We start from the raw sequence: 23,569 nt of genomic DNA, 5'->3' as shown, positions 1-23,569 counted from the left end.
GGTGAACCCCGGAGCGTCCCCCACGGCTCCGGGGTTCACCGCTGTTCCCGTGCTCCACCGCTGAAAGACGCAGTCGAAGGAATGGTCCGTGGAGTTTCGCCAAAAGGCTCTTTCCAAGCTGCAATCGCCCGAAGAACTCGATCTGCCCGTTCGTCTCGCCCGCCCGCAGGGGCGACTCGTCCTCGCCGTGACCGTCGCCGTCATGGCGGCCGCGACCCACTGGGCCCTGACGGGCACCGTGTCGGCCAAGCTGAACGCACCCGGCATCCTCACCCGGGCCGAGGGGAGTTACGTGCTCCAGACGCCGGTCGCCGGCCAGGTGACCGCGGTCCTCGCCGAGGAGGGCCAGTCGCTGGCCGCCGGGGCTCCCCTGCTCAACGTCCGTACGGAGCAGGGCGAACGACCCGTACGCGTGGTGACCGGCGGCCGTCTGACGACCCTGTCGGCGAAGGCGGGTTCGGTCGTCGCCACGGGGGCCGACGTGGCGGTCCTGGAACGTGTGAAGGATCCGGAGGACCCCCTGGTGGCCGTGCTCTACGTGCCGGGCGGCAGCGGCCCGGCGGTCCCCGTGGGCGCCGCCGTCGACCTGGACGTCCAGTCCGTCCCGCGGCAGCGGTTCGGCATGCTGCGCGGGCGCGTCACGCAGGTCGGCCGCGCACCCCTGACGCGGGCGCAGATCGCCGGTTTCCTCGGCGACGGCGGGCTCGCCGAGCAGTTCTCCCGCGACGGCAGCCCGGTGGCCGTGGTCGTACGGCTCGAACGCTCCGCCTCCACCGCGTCCGGCTACCGCTGGTCCTCCGCGGGCGGTCCCCCGTACGCCGTCGACTCGAGGACGCCCGTGACCGGCGCCGTCCACCTCGCCGCGCAGCGCCCGGTCGACTGGCTGCTGCCATGAGCGCTCCGCAGACCGGGGCGCCGCCGCGGACCCCGCACCTCCCGCCCGCCGGACGCCGGCGCCACCGCCCCGAGCCGAAGGGCGGGGCCCGCCGCAGGCCGGCACGCGCCCCCGCGTCGGTGCCCACGGGCCGGACGCCCCGGCCGGTGCGCACTCCCACCGTGCTGCAGATGGAGGCGGTGGAGTGCGGCGCCGCCGCCCTGGCCATGGTGCTCGGTCACCACGGCCGCTTCGTCCCCCTGGAGGAACTGCGCATCGCCTGCGGCGTCTCCCGCGACGGCTCCCGGGCGAGCAACCTCCTCAAGGCCGCCCGCGGATACGGTCTCAGGGCCAAGGGCATGCAGATGGACCTGGCCGCGCTCGCCGGGGTCCGCGCCCCGGCCGTCCTCTTCTGGGAGTTCAACCACTACGTCGTCTACGAGGGCATGACGCGGCGGTTCGGCCGCCGGGGCGTGTACGTCAACGATCCCGGCAAGGGACGCCGGTTCGTCCCCATGGAGGAGTTCGACACCAGCTTCACGGGGGTCGTCCTCACCTTCGAGCCCGGGGCCGGCTTCCGCCGCGGCGGTCGCGCGCCGGGCGTCCTGGACTCCGTGCCGGCCCGGCTGCGGGGCACGTCGGGCACCATGGCCGCCGCCGTGCTCTGCAGCCTCCTCCTGGTCGCGGTCGGCGCGTCGGTGCCGGCGCTGAGCCGCACGTACATCGACATGTTCCTCATCGGGGAGCAGACGTCCCTGCTGGGCGTGCTGTTCGCCGCGATGGCCGTCGCGCTCGTCCTCACCGCGGTCCTCACCGCGTTGCTGCAGGCCAATCTGCTGCGCGGGCGCATCATCTCCTCGACACTGGGCGGCGCCCGCTTCTTCCGGCACCTGCTCAGGCTCCCGGTCGCCTTCTACTCCCAGCGCAACCCCGCCGACCTGGTCCAGCGCCTGCAGTCCCACGACGCGGTCGCCGAGACCCTCGCACGCGACCTGTCCGCCGCGGGCGTCGACGCCGTGGTGGTCGTCCTCTACGCGGTGCTGCTGTGGACGTACGATCCGCAGCTCACGCTCGTCGGCGTGGCGGTGGCGCTGCTCAACGTGGTCGCCCTGCGGATCGTCATCCGGCTGCGGGCCACCGGGACCCGGAAGCTGCGTGCCGAGAGCGCCCGGCTGACCAACACCGCGTACGGCGGTCTCCAGCTCATCGAGACGATGAAGGCCACCGGCGGCGAGAACGGGTTCTTCCGCCGGTGGGCCGGACAGCACGCGGTCACCCTGGACGTCCAGCAGCGGCTCGGCGTACCCGGCGCGTGGCTGGCGATCGTCGCGCCCACGCTGGCGGTGTTCAACAGCGCGCTGATCCTGACGATCGGCGGCCTCCGGGCGGTGGAGGGGCATCTCACCGTCGGCCTGCTCGTCGCCTTCCAGGCGCTGGTCACCAGCTTCACCGCCCCGGTCTCCCGGCTCGGCGGCGTCGTCGGCCGGATCCAGGACTTCGCGGCCGACGTCGCCCGCCTGGGGGACGTCGAGAACTTCCCGGTCGACCCGGTGTACGCCCGGCGCGAGCCCGCCGCCTCCACCCGGCGCCTGAAGGGGCACCTGGAACTGGAGGGCATCACCTTCGGCCACAGCCCGCTGGATCCACCGCTGTTCGAGGACTTCTCCCTCTCGGTCGGCCCCGGGCAGCAGGTCGCGCTCGTCGGCGGCTCCGGGAGCGGCAAGTCCACCGTGTCCCGGCTGGTCTCCGGTCTGCACACCCCCTGGGCGGGGGCCGTCCGCATCGACGGGATGCGACTGGAGGACATCCCGCGCGGCGCGCTGGCCGCCTCCGTCTCCTTCGTCGACCAGGACGTCTTCCTCTTCGAAGGCACCGTCCGGGACAACGTCGCGCTGTGGGACCCCACCATCGAGGACGAGGCGGTCGTCGCCGCCCTGGAGGACGCCGCCGTGTACGAGGTGGTGGCCCGCCGCCCCGGCGGCATCCACAGCCGGGTCGAGCAGGACGGGCGCAACTTCTCCGGTGGTCAGCGCCAGCGTCTGGAGATAGCGCGGGCGTTGGTGCGCCGCCCCAGCGTCATGGTGCTCGACGAGGTGACCAGTGCGCTGGACGCGGTGACCGAACAGGTCGTCATCGACAACCTGCGCCGCCGCGGCTGTGCCTGCGTGGTCATCGCCCACCGGCTGAGCACGGTGCGCGACAGCGACGAGATCGTCGTCCTCGACCGGGGCACGGTCGTGGAACGCGGACGACACGAACACCTGGTCGCCGCGCAGGGCGTGTACGCCTCACTCGTCAAGGAGCACTGAAGTGACCGACCCGGTCGTCGCGGCCCTGGGCGCCCTGGGGGCGCCCGTCGACTGCGCGGGCGTAGGCAGCCTGCCGCTGGAGGGGCCGCTCGTCCTGTGGCTCGTCATGGAGGGCGAGCTGGACCTGTTCGCCGTGGACGCCGCGCAGGCCGGGCACTGGCACTTCCTGGGACGGCTGGCGCCGGGCACGCTGCTGCTGGGGCCGGCCGAGGGCCCCGACCACACCCTCGTCGGCAGGCCCGTGCGGGGGTGCCGGCTGCGCCGCATCGAACTGCGGGAGCTGCACCGCCCCGAGCCCCCGCAGTACGCCGAGTACGCGCAGTACACCGAGGACGCAGGGTTCGCGCAGCATCCCGAGTACGCGCAGTACCCCGGCGATCCCCGGTACGCGGGTCCCGGCCCGCTCGAGGACGCCTTCGCACGCGGTATCGGGCGTGGGCTGCGCGTGCTGTACCAGGCACCGCTGGACGCCGCCGTCACCACCGGGCACGGCGGGGCCGACGACGACATCCTGTGGATGCGGATCACCCCCGGCAGCGTGCGGTACGGCGCCGTGCACGAAGGGCGGGCCGGGGGCACCCTGCTCGTCGACGCGGCGATGTGGCAGGGCATGGTCGACCAGCAGCACCGGCTGCTGTACGCCCTGGACGGCTGGATCCAGCAGCAGGAGCGCGCGCACGAGGACCGTACGGCCGCCGGGATCGAGGCGGGCCGGACCGCCCGGACCCAGGCCGACCGGACACTGCTGGCGTCCATCGTCCGTTCCGGCCGGGACCCCCGGCGGGGCGGCGTCGACGCGACCTTCGCCGCCTGCCGGCTCGTCGCCGACGCGGCGGGCATCGCACTGACGGCGCCGGGCCGGGACGGCGACCCCTCCGAGCAGCTGGATCCCGTCGAACGCGTCGCGCTGGCCTCGCGGATCCGCACCCGCCCGGTGGGGCTCGCCGGGCGCTGGTGGCGGGAGAACTGCGGCCCGCTGGTGGGCCGGCGCGAGAAGGACGGCGCACCGGTCGCGCTGCTGTGGCGCCGCGGCCGGTACGCGGCGGTCGATCCCGCCACCGGCACGCGCGAGCGCGTCGGCAAGGCCAACGGGGCGTCCTTCGAACCGCGCGCCGTCATGCTGTACCGACCCCTGCCCGACGGGCCGGTGGGTCTGCCCGCGCTGCTCCGCTTCAGCCTGCGCGGCACCTTCCCCGAACTGCGCGCGCTGCTGCTGGGCGGGCTGGTCTCGGTGGTCCTGGCCGCACTGGTGCCGATCGGCACCGGGCAGGTCCTCGGCCGGTTCGTCCCGCGGGCCGAGAACGGCCTCATCGTGCAGACCGGACTGGCCCTGGTCGTCGCCGGCGTCGTCTCGGCCGCCTTCATGCTGCTGCAGAACACCGCACTCCTGCGCATGGAGGGCCGGATCGAGGCCACCTTGCAGCCGGCGGTGTGGGACCGGTTGCTGCGGCTTCCGGCGACGTTCTTCACGAGCCGCTCCACCGGCGAACTGGCCGGCGCCGCCATGGGGATCAGCACCGTCCGCCGCGTCCTGTCCGGCATCGGCCCGGTCTGCGTACAGGCGTGCGTCGTCGGCGTGGTGAACCTGGTGCTGCTGCTCGTCCACAGCGTGCCGCTGGCCCTGGCGGCGCTGGGCATGCTGGTCGTCACCGCAGGGGTCTTCCTGGGCCTGGGCCTGTGGCAGCTGCGCTACGAGCGCCGGCTGAACAGGCTCGGCCACCGGCTGGCCAACCAGGCCTACCAGACGCTGCGCGGCCTGCCCAAGCTGCGCGTCGCCGCGGCCGAGAGCTTCGCCTACGCGGCCTGGGCGCGGGAGTTCGCCCGTACCCGCGACCTGCAGCAGCGGACCGGCCGGATCCAGAACGTCATCACCGTCCTCGGGGCCGTCCACCTGCCGCTGTGCACGCTGGTGATGTTCGTGCTGCTGGCCGGACCGGCACGGGGCGCCATGTCCGCGGGCGAGTTCCTCACCTTCAGCACCTCGCTGACGATGCTGCTCTCCTCGGTCACGCAACTGACCGGGGCGCTCGTATCGGCCGCTGGCGTGCTGCCGATGTTCGAGCAGATCGGGCCGGTGCTGCGGGAGAGCCCCGAGGTGGCCCCCTCCGGTATCCGGCCCGGGCGCCTGACCGGCGCGCTGGAGGCCAGGAATCTTTCCTACCGCTACGCCGACGACGGCCCGCTCGTGCTCGACGACGTCAGCCTGTGCGTCGGGCCGGGCGAGTTCGTCGCGATCGTCGGAGCCAGCGGCTGCGGCAAGTCGACCCTGCTGCGGCTGCTCATCGGCTTCGACAGGCCCGTGTCGGGCAGCGTGCTCTACGACGGCCAGGACCTGGCGGCGCTCGACCGGGCGGCCGTACGCCGCCAGTGCGGCGTCGTCCTGCAGAACGCCCAGCCCCTCACCGGCTCGATCCTGGACTGCATCCGCGGCGCCGGGACGTTCTCGCTCGACGAGGTCTGGGAGGCCGCCGCGATGGCCGGCCTGGCCGAGGACATCAAGGCCATGCCGATGGGCTTGCACACGATCCTGTCCGACGGGGGCGGCACCGTCTCCGGCGGCCAGCGCCAACGGCTGATGGTCGCCCAGGCCCTCATCCGCACACCGCGCGTCCTGTTCCTCGACGAGGCCACCAGCGCGCTGGACAACGAGGCCCAGCGCGTGGTCATCGAGTCCACCCGCGCGCTGCGGGCCACCCGCATCGTGATCGCCCACCGCCTGTCCACGGTGATGGACGCCGACCGGGTGATCGCCATGGCCGACGGCCGCGTCGTCCAGCAGGGCCCGCCGGCCGAACTCCTCGCCGACCCGACGGGCCTCTTCCACACGCTGGTCCGGCGCCAACTGCAGTGACCGGGCGGCCGGGAGACGCTCCTGCGGTGCCACCCGGCAGGCGCTGACGGTCCCGTTCGTGACAGCGCTCGCGGTCGGGCCGGTGACGCACTGTTGGCCGTCGCCGGTGAGGCCGACGGAGCAGGCCGTGCGGACGGAGTCCGCGGCCTCGCCGCCACTTGTCCCCCGTACGACCGCTGCCGCCCGCTCACGAGCCGGTGGCCGGTGGCGACGGGGGCGGGGGCATGTATGTTCGGCGGGTACGAAGGAGCGGCGGTCATCCCGATGTCGCGCAGCCAGCAGGGGGGCGTCATGAGGTACGACCTGTCCGACCGCCTGGTGATCGGGATCGCCTCCAGCGCCCTGTTCGACCTGGCCGACTGCGACGCGGTGTTCCGGGAGCAGGGGGAGGACGCCTACCGGGCCCACCAGGAGGCCCACGTGGACGACGTCCTGGCCAAGGGTGTGGCCTTCCCCTTCGTCCGTCGCCTGCTGTCGCTGAACGACCTCGCGGAGCCGTCGGACCCGCTGGTCGAGGTGATCGTGCTGTCGCGCAACGACCCGGACAGTGGTCTGCGCGTCATGCGTTCGGTCGCCGCACACGGTCTGCCGATCAGCCGGGCCGTCTTCCGGCAGGGCCGGTCGGCACACCGCTTCATGCGCGCCCTGAACATGTCCTTGTTCCTGTCGGCCGACGGGGCCGATGTCTGTGCGGCGGTGGCGGACGGGCTGCCCGCGGGACACGTCCTGCAGACGGCACGCGTCGACGACGAGGACGACCAGGAACTCCGCATCGCCTTCGACTTCGACGGCGTGCTGGCGAGCGACTCCTCCGAGCGGATCTTCCAGGACGCCGGCATCGACGGCTTCCGCGCGCACGAGGTCCTCAACGCGACGACCCCGCACGACCCGGGCCCCTTGAGCGAGTTCCTCGCGGGGATCAACCGCATCCAGTGCCGGGAGGAGGACAAGCGCCGCGAGGACCCGGCGTACCGGCTGCGGCTGCGGGTGTCCCTGGTCACCGCCCGGGACGCCCCCGCGCACGAGCGCGCCGTGCGCAGCCTCAAGCGGTGGGGGCTGCGGGTCAACGACGCGTTCTTCCTCGGCGGGATCGACAAGTCCGCCGTGATGAGCGTCCTCGATCCGCACATCTTCTTCGACGACCAGGTCTCGCACCTGAACGGAACGGCGCCGGCCACGCCCAGCGTCCACGTACCGTTCGGAGTCGTCAACACGCCCCCACCGGACGCCACGCCCGCCGCCGGGTGAGGGCGCGGGCCGGGCTCATCCCTCGCGCAGCGTCGAGGCGCGTAGCCGCAGGCTCCCCTCGTGCCGGCGGGCCGTGTCGGCCGGGGTGCGGCCGGCCAGGACGTCGCACAGGAGGTCCGCGCAGGCCCGGCCGTACTCGGCGGGGTGCAGGTCGACGGCGGTGACGGCCAGCAGGGCGGGCCGGCGGGCGCCTTCCCCGCACCTGACCGCGGAGTCAGGCGACGCGGGCCGGCGGGCGGGCGAGCGGGGTCAGGGCGGCGTACTCCAGCGGCGCGGACGGGTCGACCGACACGTCCAGGGGTGCCGGTTCGGCACCGGACCGCACCAGGAGCTCGCCGACCGCGGCGATCATCGCGCCGTTGTCGGTGCACAGGCTCATCGGCGGGACGCGCAGCTCGATCCCGGCGGAGGCGCACCGCTTCTCCGCCAGGGCACGGACGCGGGAGTTCGCGGCCACTCCCCCGACCACGATCAGCGTCCTGACGTCGTGGGCGCGGCAGGCCGCGAGGGCCTTGCGGGTGAGCACGTCGGCCACGGCCTCCTGGAGGGCGGCCGCCCCGTCGGCGACGGGGATGTGCTCGCCGCGCTGGAGGTGCCGTTCGGCCCAGCGGGCGGCCGCCGTCTTGAGGCCGGAGAAGGAGAACGCGTACGGGTCGTCGCCGGGGCGGGTCAGCGGGCGCGGGAACGCCACGGCCTTCGGGTCGCCGTCCCGGGCGGCCCTGTCGATGGCGGGGCCGCCCGGGTACGGCAGGCCCAGGATCCGGGCGACCTTGTCGAAGCACTCCCCCGCCGCGTCGTCGAGGGTGTCGCCGAGGTGGACGATCGGCTCGCGCACGAGGTCCCGTACGAGCAGCAGCGAGGTGTGCCCGCCGGAGACGATCAGCACCACGCACGGCTGGGGAAGCGGGCCGTGTTCGAGGGTGTCTGCGGCGACGTGACCGGCCAGGTGGTGGACGCCGTACAGCGGCACCCCGGCCGCGTAGGCCAGGGACTTCGCCCCGGCCAGCCCCACCTGGAGGGCCCCGGAGAGTCCGGGGCCGGTGGTGACCGCGACCGCGTCGATCTGCCCGAGCCGCAGCCCGGCCCGGTGGAGGGCCCCTTCGACCACCGGGTTGAAGGCGTGCAGGTGGGCGCGGGCTGCGATCTCCGGCACCACCCCGCCGAAGCGGGCGTGTTCGTCCATGCTCGACGCCACCACGTGGGCGAGGAGTCTGCCGTCCTGCACGATGCCCGCCCCGGTCTCGTCGCACGACGACTCGATCCCCAGCACCACCGGTCCGCTCACGACACTCCTTCTGCGTCTCTTCTGCACCTGCAACCTATATGCAACAAGGACGGACTACCAGGCGGCGTCACCACCGTCGTGACCTCCTACAGCTAGATCATGAACGGTGGCCGGAACCACCACCTCCATCGTCGTGGACCCGGTGAAGGCGCCGCTGGCGGGCCGCGGGCGGTCGCGGGAGGGGCAGCCATGGTGGAAGGGGCGGGGCTGCGCAGGGGCAGCAGCAACCGTCGGTGGGCAGTCCGTTGCTCACGGAACAGGCCGCTTGGGCCCTCCCCACTAGGTGATCAATTCCAAGGGGTGCATGCGGAGGGTGTGGGGGTGGGTGGTCAGGCGTCGGAGTCGACTTCGGGGTGCGTGAACCGCACGGGCTTACCCAGCGACCGGGCGTAGGCGATTTCGGCTCGGGTGCTGTCTCCGACGTAGTCGCCGACGACGAGCACCTCATCAGCGAGCCGGATCTTCGCCCGGTGCAGATCGTCGAGTCGAACCTTGAGCGCCTCTGCCTCTGCAGGAGAGGACCAGAGCGCGCGCGGCGACTTCATGTCGACGCCTGGTTTGACGACGATACTTCCGGCTTTGGTCTCCTGCAGATCGGCCTCGTTCATCTCGGTCATGAAGCGGGTGGAGCCGCAGATCACGACGATACGCGGGAGACTCAACAGCTTCTTCGCGTCGGCGAGCTTCTCCTCGGGGGTGAGCTGATGCGGGTATGACACTGGTTCCTCCTGGTGGTGCCTAGGGGTGCCTGCAGAGACGAGAACGAGAGTGCTGGGTTGCCCTACATCTTCTGCAGCGCGTACGCCTCGTACGGCACAGTGGTTCCGTCTTCGGTGTGCCAGTCAGACGTACCGATATGGGTGAACCCGGCTTTGATCAGGACTCGTCCGGAGGCGGGGTTGTCGGGGTGGTGCATGGCCTCCAGGCGGTTGAGGCCGGCGGTGGTGAAGGCGGTGGAGACCACGTGGTTGGCGGCGTGGGTGGCGTAGCCGTGGCCCCAGCTGTCTTCGCGGAGGATGTAGCTGATGGTGCCCATGGACGCCGTTCGTCGCCGCAGCGCGATCAGGCCGATCAGCTCGTCCTCGGTGACGATGCCCCAGCTCCACTGGGCCCGCGGGGTTTCGGCGGCTCGGGCCAGGGCTGCGCGGATCTTCTCGTGGGCCTGGTCGAGGGTGAGGGGCTTCCCTCCAGCCAGCGCAGCACGGTGTCGATGGCACGCTCGTGTGCCCGCTCAATGACGCGCCGCGTGCGGTCGTCGCTCAGCGCCCACAGCACAATCAGGGATGCCTGCGCCCGGAAGGTGAAGTCGACGGCGAACAGCGGGATCACTCCGCGTTTCTCGATCTCTGCGACCGGCTGCCCGAGAACGGTGGTCCGCCGTGCCGTGGCCGGGTCGGCGCTGTCGTCCAGGAGCTCGCGCTCGATCCGGTCGGCGTGCGGATGCCGAACCTGCCCGAAGACCAGCTCCATCTGCCGCTGCGTCACCGCCTGTCCGGCCCTCAGCCCGAGCACGGGCAGGCCGCGGCCCATCCACACCCCGGGCGGGAGCCCGGCCTTCCGCTGGGCGGTTTTCAACGCCTGGCGGGCCGGACGGCGGCCGTCTCCGAAGGCAACTCCGCGTACGCAGTAGCGCCAGGAATTTCGCCTCTGAACTTTCGCGACACTGATCATGCCCATAGGGGACACCGGTTCTGACCTGCGGAAAAGACCCGGTCCCGTGGGCGGGAGGGTTCACCGGACCTTCACGGCCGGTCCCGCCAGGCGGGCGCCTGCGGCGACGTCACGCCCGCCAGGCGGACACCGCCCGGGCCCAGGCAAATGCTGCGCGACGACCCGCTCCACCCACCTCACGCGCCTAGTGCCGTATCAAGCAACGCTTGCCCCGTACTGACATGTCGCCCGGTTGCTACGACGGGCGGCGCCAGACGCCCAGGATGATCATGTGGCTGAACGCGTGCAGGTCCGGGAAATCGACGACGCCGAGGGCAGGCGGTGACTGCAGATCATCCGCAGGGGCACCGGGTCGGTGGTGACTTGGCGGCGGGCCCAGATGGTGCTGCTGTCAGCGCAGGGGATGCCGGTGGCGAAGATCGCTGAGGTGACGTTCACCAGCGTGGACCGGGTCCGCGACTGATGCGGCACTAGCTCCGGTGTGCTCAGCGATGCAGTTCGACATGTTCGTCGAGGCGGCCTGAAATGCGGCCAAGGGCAGCGGGATGGCGCTCTCAGCGCGGGAACCGGGCAGGGGTTCGGGGGCGTGTGTGCTCCGGTACGTGAGATCGAAAGGGAGAGGTCAGGCACAGATGACGGCATCGAGGGAGGGCAAGGAGCCCGGCTTGGGGTGGTTCGTGACGGGGCCGCTGCTCGCCGTGGCGGGCACTGTGCTGGGAACCGCTCTGGCATCGCAAAGGTGGGCGGACTGTGCGCACGGCATGGACGCGCCGACCCGTACGGGTTTTGTGATGATCATGCCGTTCGCCTGGATCGGCATGACCCTACTGCTCGGGCTTTTCCAGACCATCTTGGTGGCGGCGCTACCGGATCAGACCGAACCCGAGGTCAAATGGGTGGCCCTGTTCGTGGCGGCCTGTGTGCTGACCCTCCTGTACTCCTTCGGGATGGGTTCCCCGGACATGACGCCGGACGGCTCCTGCGTGCGGTAGCAATCCACCCTCGTCAAGGGGGCGAACGTTGCCTGACGCGGTACTAGAAGCACCTCCTAACCGACTCCATCGGCATCCAGCACACCTTAACCGGCTCGGCTGGCACCGATGGGTCGCAGAGCGGACGGTGTCCTGGCTCTCAGGCTGCCGTCGCTTACACCGGCGCTACGAACGCAAGGCCGAACACTTCCTGGCGTTCGCAGGCATTGCTGCAGTCCTCATCTGCCACCGCCGCTTGAAGATGAACACCAAACCAGCTCAACGGTTATTGCAAAATGGCTCAAATGAGCGAATCGACTGAGCGGGTGCAGACCGCAGATCGCCTCTGGCAGGAATTCCGCCAAGAGCCCTTCCCCGACAGCTTGCGACGTGCCACGTTCGGGGGCACACGTGTGTGGCTCCTCGAGTTGGACATCGCCGGCTGTGTTCTTCGTTGGCTCGACAGCAGCGGCACTCTCGACTCGAAGAACAGCATCCTCCTGCAGAGCCGCATCGAGGACCTGGACCGAGTCATCCCTGAGATCAATGACCTTGTAGGAGCCCAGTACTGCCAGCGGTTGCACCAGCTCGCTGCGCTTGTGTCAAGGAATCTACCCAGCACCAAATGAGACGGCCCCTCAGTCCTCGTCGCGTGAAACCCAAGCCCCCGGAAGGCCAGGCACGGCCGAGCCGTGCGCCCGCCCACCCTGCACGCCCCGCGACGGGCGCGGGGACCGCCGACATGACGGCGCTGTGCCGCGCCGCACACGGCGTCACCAGCACCCCCATCACCGCCCTGCGCCACCAGACCTGTGACTGAGCGTCGTAGCTGGCCCGTCCGACCAACTACGTGCTCATGGTTCCCAAGCAGGTCCTCGGAGGAGCCCTGCGCTTCGACCATGGGGCCTGCTCCTAGAGTGGAGCGCGCCAGGTCAGCGGCCTGGGACTGTTTCTCTGGAGGAATGTGGCATGGGGGATACCGGGGCGCCCGGCGCAGTGGCCGAGGGACTTGAGGAGTACCGGAGGGAGCTGACCGGGTACTGCTACCGGATGTTGGGGTCGTACGCCGAGGCCGAGGACGCTGTGCAGGAGGCTCTGGTTCGAGCGTGGCGGAGCATCGACCGCTTCGAGGGCCGGTCAGGCTTGCGGACGTGGGTGTACCGGATCGCCACCAACGTGTGTCTGGACGCCCTTGCTTCGGGCAAGCGGCGTGCGCTGCCGATGGACTTGTCCGGCCCGAGCGGAGGCGGTACCCCGCCGGCGCCCCCGCAGGAGTCCGTCCTGTGGGTCGAGCCCTGCCCCGGCGGCGATCCGGAGGCGGCCGCAACGGCGGGCGAGTCGGTGCGCCTGGCATTCGTCGCCGCACTGCAGCACCTGCCGCCCAGGCAGCGGGCCACGCTGATCCTGCGGGACGTCCTGGGGTTCTCGGCACGCGAGGTCGCCGACCTGCACAGCTGCACCGTCGCCTCTGCCAACAGTTCCCTGCAGCGGGCCCGAGCCACTCTGGCCGACCGCCGCAACACGTCGGACGGGCCGGCCGCCCGGCCGCCCGGCGACAGTGTCCGCCAGGTGCTGGCCGAGCGGTACGCCACGGCCTTCTCCCGCCACGACGTGGAGGAGCTGAACATGCTCCTCCACGTCGACGCCACGCTGTGTCTGCCCCCGTATGCGAAGTGGATGCGCGGTATACCCGACATCCACGCATGGCTCACCGGCCCCGCGATCGGCTGCCGCGGCTCACGTCTCGTCCCGACCGTGGCGAACGGCTCCCCCGGCTTCGGCCAGTACCGCCCCCAGGCAGACGACACCGGCTACGCGCCCTGGGCCCTCCAGGTCCTCGAGTTCCGCGGCGACCGGATCAGCGGCATCACGGCCTACCGTGACACCGAACGCCTCTTCCCGCTCTTCGGCCTCCCGGACCGCCTGGGCGAGGTGTCGCACGGTGCAGCGCTCGAAGCTGAGGACGTGTCGGAGCCTTCGGCGGCGGTGTGAGCGACGAGGGGCCGCATCGGGCACGGCCGCGGTTAGCCGTTAACCGGGTCGCAAGCCAGACGTGTCGTCACTGCTGTCAGCCACAGCAGGCCAAGGCCTGCTCCAGCTGTGAAGGCCAGGACGGAGGCGGCGGAGGCCGCGAAGCCGGCGAGAACGGCGACGGGGACGAGACGCGAGGCCACGGCCCATCGGTGGTGCCCCCGGGCGGCGAGCGAGCCGGCGAGCACGAGGAGGGCAGCACACAGAGCGAGGTAGCCGATCATGCCGGCTGCCATGTGGACGGTGCCGTCGCTGCTCATCACGGTCGCGTCGGGGGCTCCGGTGGGAAAGCCCGCTCCGGCGTCGGCCGGGAAGACTGCCGCAGCCCAGAACGAGGCAGCGAAGACACCGATCAGGGCGGGACCCCAGATGCCACGTGGGGTCCCGCCCAGCACTTGGCGAAGACCGACCGCCCCCATAACCAGCAGGGTGCCGGCGAGCAGGAAGTTCACTGTCTGGACCCAGCCCGCCTCGCCGAGCGCAAGCTGGCTGAGCGCGTTCCGGCTGAAGTCGAAGCCGTCACGGACGACGCCCTGCGCGACACCGGCCGCGAGGAACACCGGACCTGCCGCGATGCCACCGGCCAGCCACCGGCGTAGCGCCGCGCGGGACGAGGGCACTACGGGAGCGACATGTTGGGATGCACTGAGCGTGGGGGTCATGAACGAACCTTCCTCAAGTTGCGTTGTCGCTCATCCGACCGACCGAGATCAGCAAAGTCATCGCTCCGATTGATGTGCGCTGGATCACACGGGATGCGCGCCCAGCCGGGCCCGCATCCCGCCGGAGATCGTTACCAGGACCTTCTCAGTGATCCGGATGGACGGCCTGGACGCCAGTGCCGTCGTACAGGTCGGGTCCCAGGGTGAGCAGGTAGCGGCCGGCGGGGAAGTCGGCCGAGAGGCGGGCCGCATGGATGGCCTGGACAACCGCCCAAGGGTGCCCGGCGCACAGGAGCTCGGTGGCGGCCAGTGCGGCGGCAGTGTCGAAGGGCTCGATCTCAATGCACCGCAGTCCGTTGATGTAGGCGGGAGGCCGGGCGAACCCGGTCGCCACCCGTCCGCACGATGGAGCTACGAAGTGCTCAGGGTCCACCAGCACTGGCGCCACCGACGCTGAACCGACCGGTCGCGGCCCTGGGCAAGCCCCCCCGGACGGGCTTGCCCAGGGTCTCCTCGGGCTTGCCCAGACGCGCTGGCTGGCCCGGCCGCCAAGTTCCTCATCTGGACCTCGCTGGACCGGGGCCCTGGCGGGAGCGCAGCCGGGCCGGCTGGGTCTCCGGGTTAGCTTTCGGTGGTTTCGCGGATGGCGGAGGGTCAGGACTAAGGGGGGCCGACCAGGGCGGTGATGAGCTTGCGGGCCTGGCCGTGGTCAGCCGCTTCGCGGCCGTCGCGCAACGTTGCCGGGGGGGTGCTCGGCTCGATGTCGCTGCCCTTGATCACCTTGGCGAACTCGGCGTCGGACCGCTCCTTGCTCGCCGCCATCGTCGAGCTCGGCGGTGAGCTTGAGCTCCCAGATACCGGGCGCTTCAGGGGCTCGGTCATCCCAGAAGGCTGCGCGGTCAGCGCCGGCCGCCGCCGATGCGTCGGTCGTCGGCCAGTGCGGTCAGCGGGCCGAACTCGCGGGCAAGCTGGTTCCACGTCAGTACCTCGCCACAGCGGGCCGGGAACTCCTTCGGGTTGAACTCGGGCATGGTCCAGGTGCCAGTGCCCCGGTCCCGTAGCCACAGGTCCCCGTCACCGTCGACCACAGTCGGCGGGACCGGTACGGGCTCGGCCTGATCGGTGGGCTCCCAGGTGATCCGGCCCGGGTGGGAAACGCGGCGCAGCTCGGTGGTGGCCAGCCGTGCGGCCAAGTCACGGGTGGACTCTTCGGCATCCTTGACCGACTCGAGTCGGAATGCGTCGTCAAGTACGGGCAGGGCTGGATTCTTGCTGCGCTTTGAACTCATACGCTGACTACCTCCGGTGGGGGGCGTCACATACGTTATGGCACCCCGTAGAGGAACACGGTATCCGAGGCGGGAGCCGGGCCGGCTACGACCACTGTCCAGGTGGAGACGCTGGCACACCGGGCGGTGGGGCTTGTATGGACGGCATACGAAGAACTCAGGTACGCACGTGTGCGGACCTACCTGCCGGTCCTGATGGAACGCAGAGCCAAAGACCTGCTGCCGCCCGACGAACACACAGAACGCCACAACTGACCCCGCCCCGCGACCACCCCGGTGCGCTGGCTCCTTCCCGTAGAACGACGGGAGCCGGACCGTGGAGCCTCGGGCGGACAAAGAGCCGGACGGGGGTTCTCCCGGATGTAGTTGCGCTCGATCTGCCCGGCCACGGCGAGGACGGCGAAGAACATGGCGCCCATGCCGTTGGGGTCGTATATGCCGGTGAGCGGGCCGGTGAGGAGTTCGAGCCGGATGCCGCCGGCCTGGAGCTCGGCGGACAGCGTCATAAGCTCGGCCGCGTTGCGCGCGAGGCGCTTGAGCTCGTGGACGGTGAGGATGACGGACGTCTCGGGGGCGGCCTCCTTGAACTGGTGGGCCAGGGCAAGCGCCTTCTCCAGTTCGGGCCGGATCTTCACCCGGGTGCTGATCTGCTCCTGGAAGACCTTGTGGCACTGGGCGCGGTGGAGGGCTTCGAGCTGGCTTGCCAGCTCCTGCCGGGCGGTCGACGTCCTGGCGTACCCGATGCGGACCGGGCGCTCGGTGCGGGGCGCGGGCACGACGGCGAGCGCCGGGCCCTGCTTCCACGCGCGGCCGGGGTGGCGGTCGGCGGGGACGAGGACTTCGAGTTCCTCGCGGAGCGGGGGGACGAGGACGAAGCGGGGGGTGTGCTACTTCGCGGCGGTCTTCCCGCCGCGGGTGCGGCAGGCGGAGTCGGCGGGCGTGTCACAGTTCGGACAGTCGTGACGTTCTACCGCCAATGCGGCCAAATCGGCCGTTAGATCCATCCGGAAGTCTCTCGGAAGCGCTTCGCGCAACGTGCGGTTTCGAGAGGACTTTTGCGAACGGCGACCTGCGGAAACGTGATCGCTGCGGGGGCTCTCGCAGAACTCTCACAGATGAACGTTTGTGAGAGTGGTCCCATGTCCGCACGCGCGAGGGAGCTTTGCCCCTGCACCGATGATCTCGATGTCCGCCGGTGCATGGCCAGCGTGTCCCCCGCGGGGGACACCACGTTCCTGCCTGTGATGATCGAGTCGTGCAGACTGCCGGCATGAAGGACGACAAGAAAGCTGACGTCCTGGTGTGGCTCGGCTAGATCCTGACCGGCGCGCCGAAGCTGCGGAGCGCAGCACGCTGCATCACATCTCTCGCGGACGCCAATGACGGCGGTCTGTTCTGGTTCCTGAAGCTGCTGCCGGAGTTCGAGGACACATGAGGCATAGGCAGCCCGGCAGGAAGTTCGGCTTCATGCCGTACGTCGCCAACTTCATCGACGACATCCAGAGCAAGATCAACAACGTCTTTCGCGAGGCCCTGCCACATCCTCGGGGTGATGCCGGCCTGCACCAAAAGCTCCTGACAGACAGGGGGAGCGGGGATACGGGCCCATGCTCGGTGCAGGGGCTGAGCCGTGCACGCTGACGCCGCCGCTGGGTCACCCGCCCGCCGCACACGGCAGGACGAGACCCACGCACGCATGTGACAGTCCAGGGGGAAGACCTCGACGACGGGTCGCCCCCACGCAAGCAGGGCCCGGCCGAAGCCCCGGTAGTCACACCGGCCGGGCCCTGCGCCACGCTCTACGCCTACCGTCGAGTCGGCTCAGGGCTGCTGCCGCGCAGGGGCCGCCGTTTCCATCGGAAACGGCTGCCGTGAGCAGCTCTATAGCCGATGCGGGGCGGGACAGCCCGGTGGTACTGCCCCCGGAGTGCTCTGGGCACCGGGCCTGACCCGTACACCCATGCTGGCACGAGCTGCCCCGACCCTATCCGCAGCGGCCTCACCAGGAGCGTGTTCTCCCAGACAGGGGTAGAAGAACGCCTGGCCGAAGTCAGCGGCGTTTGCCGAACCAGCGGAACAGTCCCTTGCCCCGCGGAGGGGGAACAGGCGGCGGCCCCACAGGCTTGGGAGGGATGAACACTTCGGCGGGTTCGATCGGTGCCTGCGCCTGTGCCTGTGGCGGGGTCGGGTACTGGGCCTGGGGCGGCACGGGCGGCGGCACGTGGATGGGTGCCGGAGGATGGGCGGCGGAGTGAAGGGAGGCGGCGGTGCAAGGTCGGCCTTGATGACACGGTCGGTGTTGTCCGGGTAGGCCGTGGCCGGCTGCTTCGGTGGGGAGGGTGCGGCCGGTGGTGGCACCGGTGCCGGTTGCTTCGCCGTGGGCTTCTGGTTCGTGGCCGCTGCTCGCTGGCGAGCCGTGACGGGCAGCGGGCACGTCGGCGTGGTCGGGCGGCCGGTTACTTCGTCGTCGTTCCAGTAGGCGATCGGCCAGTGCGCGTCCGCGAAGAGCCGGAGCTGCGGGCTGTGGCTGCGTGTGAGGACGGACCAGTCGCCGAGGGCCAGCACGTGGGTGCCAGGGGTGAGTGGGGTGATGGGGTTTTCGTACATGGAGCGCAGGACGACGTGGAACCGGCGACCCGGCCGGCCGTCACGCGGGCGTCTGGGCACGGACACACCGTCTGCACACCCACGACAACACCCGGTTTTCCTCCCTCCTCGACGCCTCGACCGTCTATGCCGCTGCGGCACGACCCGACGCGCAGGACGAGGATCAGCCTGTGAAGGCGGGGAGCACGAGCTGGTACGTCCCGTAGTTCATGAACCCCGCGATGACGGCGGCGACCATTGAAACGACGAGCATGAGCACCATGTCGCCCGTCGGAGGGCAGACGGCGGCGTACGCGGGGTTTTTCGGGTGGTAGGCGATTCGGACAGCCTTGCCCTTGTTGTGGCCGAGGATGTAGCGGGTCACACCATCGGTGGCCGAGAACGCGTGGACGGTGTCGCCGTCGTCCTCCCGGAACACCTGCCGCCCCTCCACAGTGATGCCGTAGCGGGGCAGGTACCAGTCCCGCCACACCATCGCGAACAGCATCACAACGAAGTAGGAGCAGGCCACGCCCGTCGCCCCGAGCAGCAGCGTCGCGATGGCCCGGCTCCAGTCCCCGCCCAGCACACCGACGACGACGGCCAGGGCTGCGATGGCCGCGCAGCCGGTGTACATCAGCCGGATGCCGTGGGAGGGCAATCCGACTTGGACCAGGTTCTCGTCCGCTTCGTCTTCGCCCTCGTCACCGATGACCAGGCTCCGGGTCACGACAAGCGTGGAGCCGTCGACTGTCTCCTCGTCCGCGGTCTGTTCCGGCAGAGCGGCATTCACCGCGTCGGCGAAGACGCCTGCGGCGGCCGCGCTGACGTCGCTGACGCGGTACACCGTCGGATCGACTCCCGCCGGAGCGGTCAGCTCCAGGAGGACGTCGCGCCGTTCGGCGTGGACCCGGGCGATCGCGGTGAACGGTATGCGCAGCTCGGCGTCCGGACGCCGCAGCAGCAGCTCCTCACCGGTGGAGCGGAGTTCGATGCCCCTGTCGCCACGGAGGACGGGGACGGGCGAAGAGATCGACATGCGCGTGATCGTAGGTGGCAAAGTCCCTACTGGTGAAGAGTCTGCGGGGGTTTCGGATTGAACCTGTGGTGCCGTACCGTCCGTCTGTGAACCTGGTGATGACCGTGCTCCTCCTTGCCGTCCTCGCATCCGGCGCCTTCTGCTTCTTCGGCCTGATGCTGATCAAAGGCGAAGGAGCGGAGCTCAAGAAGATGACGGAGCTATACGAATCCGGCGTCGAGGTGCGAGCGGAGCTGCTGAGCCTAGTGCCGTTCGGCACCAACGGTTACGCGAGCGCTGTCTACGAGTGGCAGTCCCCGGAAGGCTCCGGCCGACACCAAAAGGGTGCGAGCGTGGGCCACGCCCACGTCGTCGGACAGAGGTACCCCCTCGTCTTCGACCCGCAGAACAGCAGGCGGGTGCACCTGGGGACGAAGGTCGCGGTTCACAGGGAGCGCAAGCGCCGCCAGGAGTACGTACGCAACGCCCAGCGAATGACGCTCCTGGCCCTCGCGGGCGGCGCCTTGGCGACAGTGGGGCTGATCATCCGCCCCTGACGGCCGTCAAGGTTCCAACGCGGGGAGCTGGTGACGACTACGGACGGGCTGCTGTCCGGCGGATCTTGGGGGACGACGGCCAAAGGAGGATATGTGGGCCAGGTCCGTGGCGAGGCCGGCCCGATCGAGGTTCACTTGCCTTGCGGCGACCGAGACCGTCGCCGCGAAGCTGTACGCCCTCCTGTGGCAGGCCCTGCAGCGCAGCAGTAGGGTCGCCGTCGCAAAGTTCGCCCAGCGCGACCACGAGCGGCTGGGGCTCCTGCGGATCAAGGGGCCTACCCCGGGCCCGACTGGCGAGGGCGGGGTCATCCCCGCGTGCGTGGGGAGCAGTCCACTACTTCATCAAGGAATCGAAGCTGCCGGGGGTCATCCCCGCATGCGCAGGGAGCAGGTTCCAGCGGCCTGGGCTCGCCGGCTGAAGCCGGGTTCCCTCACGAAACGCCCGACGCTCAGCGGTCAGGCCCCCACCCTCCGGATACCTCACCTCCGTGCGGGGCTTCTTCGCGGAGGAACCCTGCTTTGTGCGGCGCTTCTTCGATATCCCACCGACTCCATCGTCCGACGGGCTCTCCTTGGTTGACCACCCCGAGAGCCGGATATCCAAGGCAGCGCATTCTGCCCCTTGGCACCCGCCTTCACAGACCGGCCGCTCAGCCGCTCTGATCCAGCGAGAAGGTCGCCTTCTGGGCCTGGGCGGGCAGCTGGGCGACTCCGGCTCGCTCAGCTCGGGCCCGGTGCAGCGCACTCCGCCGGACGGCTTCGGCGTCACGGCGCCGCTGAGCAAAGACCGCATCAATCGGTGCCGACTGATCGTCATGGGCCGCTTCCTGCTCGAGGAACGCTCGACGGCTCGCCTCCCGAAGGACCCGGCTCTGCCGCTCCACCGCGGCCGCGATGGCCGGGTCCGCCGGCCGCTACATGTGAACCTGCTGGTGGGCTTCAGATGCACGGCGGTAGCCGGCCGCTGCTGACTCGCGAGTTCGCACCGGCCCCTGCGGGACCGGGATCCTCACCGGGTCCGGGTCGGCGGCCGCACCGGGCGAGGGCAGAGGCCCGGGTGACAGCACGCGGACCGTACGAACCGCTTCGGTGCGCGCGGAACGGTTGGGATCGGCGACGATCCGCGACGCCTCCAGGCGGGCCTTCGTCGCCCAGGCCGTAGAGTCCGGGCGCAGCGTCAACTCCCCGCGCTCCGCGTCGTAGCCCACCGCCGCGACGTGCTCGGCGAGGTCGGGGGCGAGGGCCGCCCAGCGCTCGCACAGGCCGGTGCCGGCCGCCGGGAGGTCCCAGCCGCGTTCGGCCATGAGCGCCGTGAACGCCTCGCCGAGGCCCATGGGGGCGCGGCCGTCGCGCCGGACCACTCGGGTGCCGTGCGGCCTGCTCTTCGCCGTGCGGGCGCCGGTCTTCTTAGCGGCCTCCCGCGCTGCCCGCAGTGCGACGCGGGCCAGGTCCACACCGCTGGGCTGGGGGGTCTGGCTCATCACGCCATCTCCCCGGCAAGCTCCTGGGAGCGGTGGGTGAGGCAGACGCTGCGGGTCGGCAAGGCCCTGCGGGTGCAGAGCGTCTCACCATCGCGGCCGGAGCAGGTCCCCGGCACCGACGGCGCAGCGGGAGCCACGGGCACGACGGCGGCCAGGACGTCGGCCTCCTCGCGGCAGAGCTTGCACAGACCGGTGTCGACGGCCCGGCCGGTCAGCAAGATCACGCATCCACAGCCGCATGAAGAGCGCTGCGGGCCTGCGGGCTCCCGGGGAGCCAAGAGCTGGCGGTCCGAGCTGGAGCGGGCGGACGTCTTTCCACGTCATGGCCACCACCCGCCACGACACCGTCGTGACCCGCTGGGCCATGGACCATCCCGTCCACGACCTGTTCCACGAGCTGCCCAGGCAGAAGTGGATGCGCCGGTCCTGCGGGAACGGCGCCCACGGGCCGCGGGGCCTTGTCGAAGTGGCAGGGCCGTTCCCGGCGCCGGGCTCGGCCTGCAAGTGGTCGACTCGCTCCGGGATCGCATCAGACCCTGAGCCACGACCACCGGAACCCGCTACGAGCATCAATGTCAGTCCCTGTTCATAGGATCACGGGATGTCTGATGCCTTCACCGTCTTGTGGACCCATGACACGTGCCGCGCGCTGCGCAAGGCAGGCCGTGTGGGCGAGCGACCGCCGGTCGCCTTCAGTGGCGCTCACTCCTCCCTGCCGGCGGGGACGGGGGCCCGTGCTGGGGACGAGGTATACGCGCTGCACGTCAACCAACGCGAAGTGTTCGTGGTGAGTCAGATGCGAGTTATTGACGCGGAGCGCCGCGACTGCTGCGGCACAGCCCCCGCCACCTGGGACGACCCTGCGCATCCCGGGCACGACGACTGGTCGATGCTCGGCGCCGGCGGCTGCGGAGCCCAAGTAGTCCACGTGGACGCGACGCCCGTCCGCTTCGACGTACCCATCTCCGGTGAACTGCTTGCGAGGCTTACCTGGCGGAACCGGCGGGGGCAGACCCGCGGTCTGAAGTACGTGGTCGATGGGCGTCTCGAAAGATCGGTCAGCCTCCAGGGGTTCTACCGTCTGACCCCCGAGGCCGCCGGCGAACTGGCGGAGCTCGTCAGCAGTCCTGCCCGTTGACACTGATGGCGAGCGAGGCATCAGCACTCGGCACACTCCCAGCGGCAGCAACTGTGGAAGGTCGAACAGGACCGGGCTCCGCTGCCTCCCGAAGTGGTGAACATCTGCTGTTCGTTCCTCGGTTCTGGCTCGCTTTCCGTGATGCGCGCACGCTGAGTGACGCCTGACGTTCCGATCAGGCTCCAGGAAGTTGCCTGAAAATGACCAGCGCCGATCTTGGTGTGGTCGACAGTGCGGCGTCGTGGAAGAGACGTCGCCCCGCTTGGAGGGCCTGCTGTTGGATCCATACCGCCGCCGGCGGCCGGATCCGCTACCGCAAGATCTGCGAGCTGGAGGGCCAGGTCCTGCGCCAGGACGAGATCGCCCGCGGCTGGGAGACCGCGACCGGCACCATGATTCCCGTCACCGACGAGGACCTCGACAACCCCCCCGCTGCCCACCGCCAAGGCGATCGACATCGTGTCCTTCGTGCCGGCCGCGAGCATCCAGATCGGCGCCTCCTACTACCTGGCTGCAACCGAGACGGTGGCCGCCAAGCCGTACGGACTGCTCCGCCGCGCGCTGGAGAGGTCGTCCCGGGCGGCCGTCGCGAAATTCGCGATGCGCGACCGCGAGAGGTTGGGATTGCTGCGGGTCAAAGACGACGTGATCATGCTGCACGCCCTCAGGTGGCCGGACGAGATCAGGTCCGCCTCCCAGGCCCCCGTCCCCGACGTCGCGGTCACCGACGAGGAGGTCGACGCGGCCGTCCGGCTCGCCGAGACGCTAGCCGGCGGCGACATCGGAGCTGCGCGACGAGTACCGCGGTGCCCTGGAAGAGGTGATCGCCGCGAAGGCGGCCGGGACGCGTCCGGCACCTGTACCCGAAGCGCCGTCGGCGTCGGCGGAGGTCGTCGACCTCATGGCCATGCTGGAGAAGTCCGTCCAGGACGCCAAGGCCACCCGGAGCGGGGAGCCCGCCACCATCCACCAACTCCGCAGCAAGAAGAAGACCGCGGCCAAGAAGATTTCCAGCACCGCGCCGTCCGCGAAGAAGTCCGCCGCGAAGAAGACCCCGCCGAAGGGCAAACCGCGCCGCAGCGCCTGAGCTGTTCCGGCATTCTCTCCATGGCCGAACCCCTGGTCGCCAGCTGGATCCATGCCTTGCCCTCGCTGGCGCATCTGGAGCTGGGATCCGGCTACACCCAGGACATGACCCACGCGGTGCAGGCAGCAGGCACCCTCCCGGAACCGGACGATGGTCGCAGCGCTGTCGCCGGCAGCAGTCGTGCGGTGCACGGGGCCCGTCACGCCCCCACGCCCCGCACGACCGCTACCGGCCGTACCGGCTCTACGATCGCCTGGTGATGGAGACTTCGAAGCCCGCGCCGGGTGCCGGCCCCGGCACCGCCTTGGTCCTGATCGACCTGATGCCCCGTATCGTGGCCTTGCCACTGGCCCCCCACACGGGTGAGGAGGTGGCCGCGCGGTGCGTGCGACTGGCCGAGGCGTTCCGAGCTGGCGGCCGCCCGGTGGTGGCGGTGCGAGTTGAGCGCCCGAACGTGGCCGAACAGCCGCCCGGCAGCGGCTTCGTCGAGGGCGTCGCACGCCCCGGCGAC

The 23,569-nt window shown here is 70.6% G+C and carries 25 protein-coding genes and 8 pseudogenes; 19 read left to right on the top strand and 14 right to left on the bottom strand.

The window, feature by feature from the left end:
- The first annotated feature begins 88 nt into the window (after nucleotides 1-88).
- From IH80_RS0134005 to IH80_RS0133990, 4 genes are all read left to right on the top strand, one after another.
- Nucleotides 89-895, top strand: coding sequence for an HlyD family efflux transporter periplasmic adaptor subunit (locus IH80_RS0134005; RefSeq protein ID WP_030965594.1), 807 nt, complete (start codon nucleotides 89-91; stop codon nucleotides 893-895).
- Nucleotides 892-3,183: an NHLP family bacteriocin export ABC transporter peptidase/permease/ATPase subunit gene (locus IH80_RS0134000; protein ID WP_030965593.1), complete on the top strand. Its 2,292-nt coding sequence runs from the start codon at nucleotides 892-894 to the stop codon at nucleotides 3,181-3,183. The genes IH80_RS0134005 and IH80_RS0134000 overlap by 4 nt, the downstream gene beginning before the upstream one ends.
- Nucleotide 3,184: 1 nt before the next feature.
- Nucleotides 3,185-6,034, top strand: a complete 2,850-nt coding sequence (locus IH80_RS0133995; RefSeq protein ID WP_030965592.1) for an NHLP bacteriocin export ABC transporter permease/ATPase subunit — start codon at nucleotides 3,185-3,187, stop codon at nucleotides 6,032-6,034.
- 291 nt (nucleotides 6,035-6,325) lie between these two features.
- Nucleotides 6,326-7,282 carry a 5'-nucleotidase gene (locus IH80_RS0133990; RefSeq protein ID WP_030965590.1) on the top strand — a complete coding sequence of 319 codons (957 nt, stop codon included), beginning with the start codon at nucleotides 6,326-6,328 and terminating at the stop codon, nucleotides 7,280-7,282.
- Nucleotides 7,283-7,496: 214 nt separating this feature from the next.
- Here the strand turns inward: IH80_RS0133990 and tsaD are convergent, their stop codons facing one another.
- The 4 genes from tsaD to IH80_RS43045 all read right to left on the bottom strand — a co-directional run bounded on the left by tsaD (nucleotide 7,497) and on the right by IH80_RS43045 (nucleotide 10,238).
- On the bottom strand, nucleotides 7,497-8,567 hold the full coding sequence (gene tsaD, locus IH80_RS0133985; RefSeq protein WP_234432476.1) for a tRNA (adenosine(37)-N6)-threonylcarbamoyltransferase complex transferase subunit TsaD: 1,071 nt from the start codon (nucleotides 8,565-8,567) through the stop codon (nucleotides 7,497-7,499).
- Nucleotides 8,568-8,896: 329 nt separating this feature from the next.
- The gene (locus IH80_RS0133980; RefSeq protein WP_030965588.1) at nucleotides 8,897-9,286 is read right to left on the bottom strand and encodes a hypothetical protein; all 390 of its coding nucleotides are present in this window, start codon (nucleotides 9,284-9,286) and stop codon (nucleotides 8,897-8,899) included.
- A gap of 62 nt (nucleotides 9,287-9,348) precedes the next feature.
- A complete protein-coding gene (locus IH80_RS0133975) occupies nucleotides 9,349-9,705 on the bottom strand; it encodes a GNAT family N-acetyltransferase (protein ID WP_234432477.1) in 357 nt (118 codons plus the stop codon).
- Nucleotides 9,639-10,238, bottom strand: coding sequence for a relaxase domain-containing protein (locus IH80_RS43045; RefSeq protein WP_234432475.1), 600 nt, complete (start codon nucleotides 10,236-10,238; stop codon nucleotides 9,639-9,641). Before IH80_RS43045 ends, IH80_RS0133975 begins: the two co-directional genes overlap by 67 nt.
- A 325-nt stretch (nucleotides 10,239-10,563) precedes the next feature.
- Between IH80_RS43045 and IH80_RS47255 the strand changes: the two are divergent.
- The 5 genes and pseudogenes from IH80_RS47255 to IH80_RS0133950 all read left to right on the top strand — a co-directional run.
- Nucleotides 10,564-10,698, top strand: a pseudogene (locus IH80_RS47255) (helix-turn-helix domain-containing protein); the annotation flags it as partial.
- Between the two features lie 205 nt (nucleotides 10,699-10,903).
- Nucleotides 10,904-11,230 (top strand): hypothetical protein, encoded by a 327-nt coding sequence (locus IH80_RS0133960; protein ID WP_158943729.1) that lies wholly within the window; start codon nucleotides 10,904-10,906, stop codon nucleotides 11,228-11,230.
- 91 nt (nucleotides 11,231-11,321) lie between these two features.
- Nucleotides 11,322-11,531: pseudogene (locus IH80_RS43040) on the top strand (hypothetical protein); the annotation flags it as partial.
- Nucleotides 11,515-11,838, top strand: a complete 324-nt coding sequence (locus IH80_RS0133955) for a hypothetical protein (RefSeq protein WP_158943727.1) — start codon at nucleotides 11,515-11,517, stop codon at nucleotides 11,836-11,838. The pseudogene IH80_RS43040 and the gene IH80_RS0133955, both read left to right, overlap by 17 nt.
- 340 nt (nucleotides 11,839-12,178) lie before the next feature.
- A complete protein-coding gene (locus IH80_RS0133950; RefSeq protein ID WP_051810235.1) occupies nucleotides 12,179-13,201 on the top strand; it encodes a sigma-70 family RNA polymerase sigma factor in 1,023 nt (340 codons plus the stop codon).
- 32 nt (nucleotides 13,202-13,233) lie between these two features.
- On the opposite strand, the gene IH80_RS0133945 is transcribed toward IH80_RS0133950, so the two are convergent.
- The 4 genes from IH80_RS0133945 to IH80_RS0133930 form a co-directional block, all read right to left on the bottom strand.
- Nucleotides 13,234-13,902, bottom strand: coding sequence for a DUF998 domain-containing protein (locus tag IH80_RS0133945; protein WP_030965581.1), 669 nt, complete (start codon nucleotides 13,900-13,902; stop codon nucleotides 13,234-13,236).
- Nucleotides 13,903-14,047: 145 nt separating this feature from the next.
- Complete coding sequence (locus tag IH80_RS0133940) at nucleotides 14,048-14,296, bottom strand: hypothetical protein (protein WP_234432474.1); 249 nt, start codon at nucleotides 14,294-14,296, stop codon at nucleotides 14,048-14,050.
- Between the two features lie 266 nt (nucleotides 14,297-14,562).
- Nucleotides 14,563-14,784, bottom strand: a complete 222-nt coding sequence (locus tag IH80_RS44265) for a hypothetical protein (RefSeq protein WP_234432473.1) — start codon at nucleotides 14,782-14,784, stop codon at nucleotides 14,563-14,565.
- 17 nt (nucleotides 14,785-14,801) lie between these two features.
- Nucleotides 14,802-15,191 carry a hypothetical protein gene (locus IH80_RS0133930; RefSeq protein ID WP_030965578.1) on the bottom strand — a complete coding sequence of 130 codons (390 nt, stop codon included), beginning with the start codon at nucleotides 15,189-15,191 and terminating at the stop codon, nucleotides 14,802-14,804.
- Between the two features lie 102 nt (nucleotides 15,192-15,293).
- Between IH80_RS0133930 and IH80_RS47530 the strand changes: the two are divergent.
- Nucleotides 15,294-15,371: pseudogene (locus tag IH80_RS47530) on the top strand (hypothetical protein); the annotation flags it as partial.
- On the opposite strand, the gene IH80_RS40075 reads toward IH80_RS47530, so the two are convergent.
- The 3 genes from IH80_RS40075 to IH80_RS0133915 form a co-directional block, all read right to left on the bottom strand.
- Nucleotides 15,371-15,967: a recombinase family protein gene (locus IH80_RS40075; protein WP_199819347.1), complete on the bottom strand. Its 597-nt coding sequence runs from the start codon at nucleotides 15,965-15,967 to the stop codon at nucleotides 15,371-15,373. The pseudogene IH80_RS47530 and the gene IH80_RS40075 sit on opposite strands and share 1 nt — an antisense overlap.
- Before the next feature lie 535 nt (nucleotides 15,968-16,502).
- The gene (locus IH80_RS45075) at nucleotides 16,503-16,757 is read right to left on the bottom strand and encodes a hypothetical protein (protein ID WP_158943725.1); all 255 of its coding nucleotides are present in this window, start codon (nucleotides 16,755-16,757) and stop codon (nucleotides 16,503-16,505) included.
- A gap of 1,204 nt (nucleotides 16,758-17,961) precedes the next feature.
- Nucleotides 17,962-18,816, bottom strand: coding sequence for a hypothetical protein (locus IH80_RS0133915; protein ID WP_030965576.1), 855 nt, complete (start codon nucleotides 18,814-18,816; stop codon nucleotides 17,962-17,964).
- An 86-nt stretch (nucleotides 18,817-18,902) separates the two neighbouring features.
- Between IH80_RS0133915 and IH80_RS0133910 the strand changes: the two genes are divergently transcribed.
- Together IH80_RS0133910 and IH80_RS46495 are read left to right on the top strand one after the other, a co-directional pair.
- Nucleotides 18,903-19,352, top strand: coding sequence for a DUF3592 domain-containing protein (locus IH80_RS0133910; protein ID WP_030965575.1), 450 nt, complete (start codon nucleotides 18,903-18,905; stop codon nucleotides 19,350-19,352).
- Between the two features lie 91 nt (nucleotides 19,353-19,443).
- A pseudogene (locus tag IH80_RS46495) lies at nucleotides 19,444-19,611 on the top strand (Ku protein); the annotation flags it as partial.
- A 156-nt stretch (nucleotides 19,612-19,767) separates the two neighbouring features.
- On the opposite strand, the pseudogene IH80_RS47525 reads toward IH80_RS46495, so the two are convergent.
- The 3 genes and pseudogenes from IH80_RS47525 to IH80_RS45495 form a co-directional block, all read right to left on the bottom strand.
- Nucleotides 19,768-19,836 (bottom strand): annotated as a pseudogene (locus IH80_RS47525) (transposase); the annotation flags it as partial.
- Nucleotides 19,837-20,266: 430 nt separating this feature from the next.
- Complete coding sequence (locus IH80_RS40070) at nucleotides 20,267-20,833, bottom strand: DciA family protein (RefSeq protein ID WP_051810233.1); 567 nt, start codon at nucleotides 20,831-20,833, stop codon at nucleotides 20,267-20,269.
- Complete coding sequence (locus IH80_RS45495; protein WP_030965573.1) at nucleotides 20,833-21,057, bottom strand: hypothetical protein; 225 nt, start codon at nucleotides 21,055-21,057, stop codon at nucleotides 20,833-20,835. Before IH80_RS45495 ends, IH80_RS40070 begins: the two co-directional genes overlap by 1 nt.
- 49 nt (nucleotides 21,058-21,106) lie before the next feature.
- Between IH80_RS45495 and IH80_RS43030 the strand changes: the two are divergent.
- The 7 genes and pseudogenes from IH80_RS43030 to IH80_RS0133875 all read left to right on the top strand — a co-directional run.
- A pseudogene (locus tag IH80_RS43030) lies at nucleotides 21,107-21,287 on the top strand (IS701 family transposase); the annotation flags it as partial.
- Between the two features lie 342 nt (nucleotides 21,288-21,629).
- Entirely contained in the window at nucleotides 21,630-21,971 is a 342-nt protein-coding gene (locus IH80_RS46490) for a hypothetical protein (protein WP_234432472.1), read from the top strand.
- Nucleotides 21,972-22,171: 200 nt separating this feature from the next.
- Nucleotides 22,172-22,399: pseudogene (locus IH80_RS47520) on the top strand (Ku protein); the annotation flags it as partial.
- 4 nt (nucleotides 22,400-22,403) lie between these two features.
- A pseudogene (locus IH80_RS47515) lies at nucleotides 22,404-22,703 on the top strand (Ku protein); the annotation flags it as partial.
- 88 nt (nucleotides 22,704-22,791) lie between these two features.
- The gene (locus tag IH80_RS46485; protein ID WP_051810231.1) at nucleotides 22,792-23,058 is read left to right on the top strand and encodes a hypothetical protein; all 267 of its coding nucleotides are present in this window, start codon (nucleotides 22,792-22,794) and stop codon (nucleotides 23,056-23,058) included.
- A 20-nt stretch (nucleotides 23,059-23,078) separates the two neighbouring features.
- Nucleotides 23,079-23,318: a hypothetical protein gene (locus IH80_RS46480; RefSeq protein ID WP_030965571.1), complete on the top strand. Its 240-nt coding sequence runs from the start codon at nucleotides 23,079-23,081 to the stop codon at nucleotides 23,316-23,318.
- Nucleotides 23,318-23,569: isochorismatase family protein (locus IH80_RS0133875; protein ID WP_158943731.1), on the top strand; the 252-nt coding region annotated here is incomplete at its 3' end. The genes IH80_RS46480 and IH80_RS0133875, both read left to right, overlap by 1 nt.

This window comes from Streptomyces sp. NRRL S-378 (genome assembly GCF_000720645.1).
GTDB lineage: Bacteria > Actinomycetota > Actinomycetes > Streptomycetales > Streptomycetaceae > Streptomyces.
This window is presented reverse-complemented; position numbering and strand designations above follow the sequence as displayed.

What these genes read in the sequence shown, in the direction of transcription:
- IH80_RS0134000 (WP_030965593.1), top strand. Translation starts at nt 892, where the DNA reads ATGAGCGCTCCGCAGACCGGGGCGCCGCCGCGGACCCCGCACCTCCCG.
- IH80_RS0133990 (WP_030965590.1), top strand. Translation starts at nt 6,326, where the DNA reads ATGAGGTACGACCTGTCCGACCGCCTGGTGATCGGGATCGCCTCCAGC.
- IH80_RS43045 (WP_234432475.1), bottom strand. Translation starts at nt 10,238, where the DNA reads ATGATCAGTGTCGCGAAAGTTCAGAGGCGAAATTCCTGGCGCTACTGC.
- IH80_RS0133955 (WP_158943727.1), top strand. Translation starts at nt 11,515, where the DNA reads ATGAGCGAATCGACTGAGCGGGTGCAGACCGCAGATCGCCTCTGGCAG.
- IH80_RS0133950 (WP_051810235.1), top strand. Translation starts at nt 12,179, where the DNA reads ATGGGGGATACCGGGGCGCCCGGCGCAGTGGCCGAGGGACTTGAGGAG.
- IH80_RS0133945 (WP_030965581.1), bottom strand. Translation starts at nt 13,902, where the DNA reads ATGACCCCCACGCTCAGTGCATCCCAACATGTCGCTCCCGTAGTGCCC.
- IH80_RS44265 (WP_234432473.1), bottom strand. Translation starts at nt 14,784, where the DNA reads ATGACCGAGCCCCTGAAGCGCCCGGTATCTGGGAGCTCAAGCTCACCG.
- IH80_RS0133930 (WP_030965578.1), bottom strand. Translation starts at nt 15,191, where the DNA reads ATGAGTTCAAAGCGCAGCAAGAATCCAGCCCTGCCCGTACTTGACGAC.
- IH80_RS0133915 (WP_030965576.1), bottom strand. Translation starts at nt 18,816, where the DNA reads ATGTCGATCTCTTCGCCCGTCCCCGTCCTCCGTGGCGACAGGGGCATC.
- IH80_RS40070 (WP_051810233.1), bottom strand. Translation starts at nt 20,833, where the DNA reads ATGAGCCAGACCCCCCAGCCCAGCGGTGTGGACCTGGCCCGCGTCGCA.
- IH80_RS46490 (WP_234432472.1), top strand. Translation starts at nt 21,630, where the DNA reads ATGCGAGTTATTGACGCGGAGCGCCGCGACTGCTGCGGCACAGCCCCC.
- IH80_RS46480 (WP_030965571.1), top strand. Translation starts at nt 23,079, where the DNA reads ATGGCCGAACCCCTGGTCGCCAGCTGGATCCATGCCTTGCCCTCGCTG.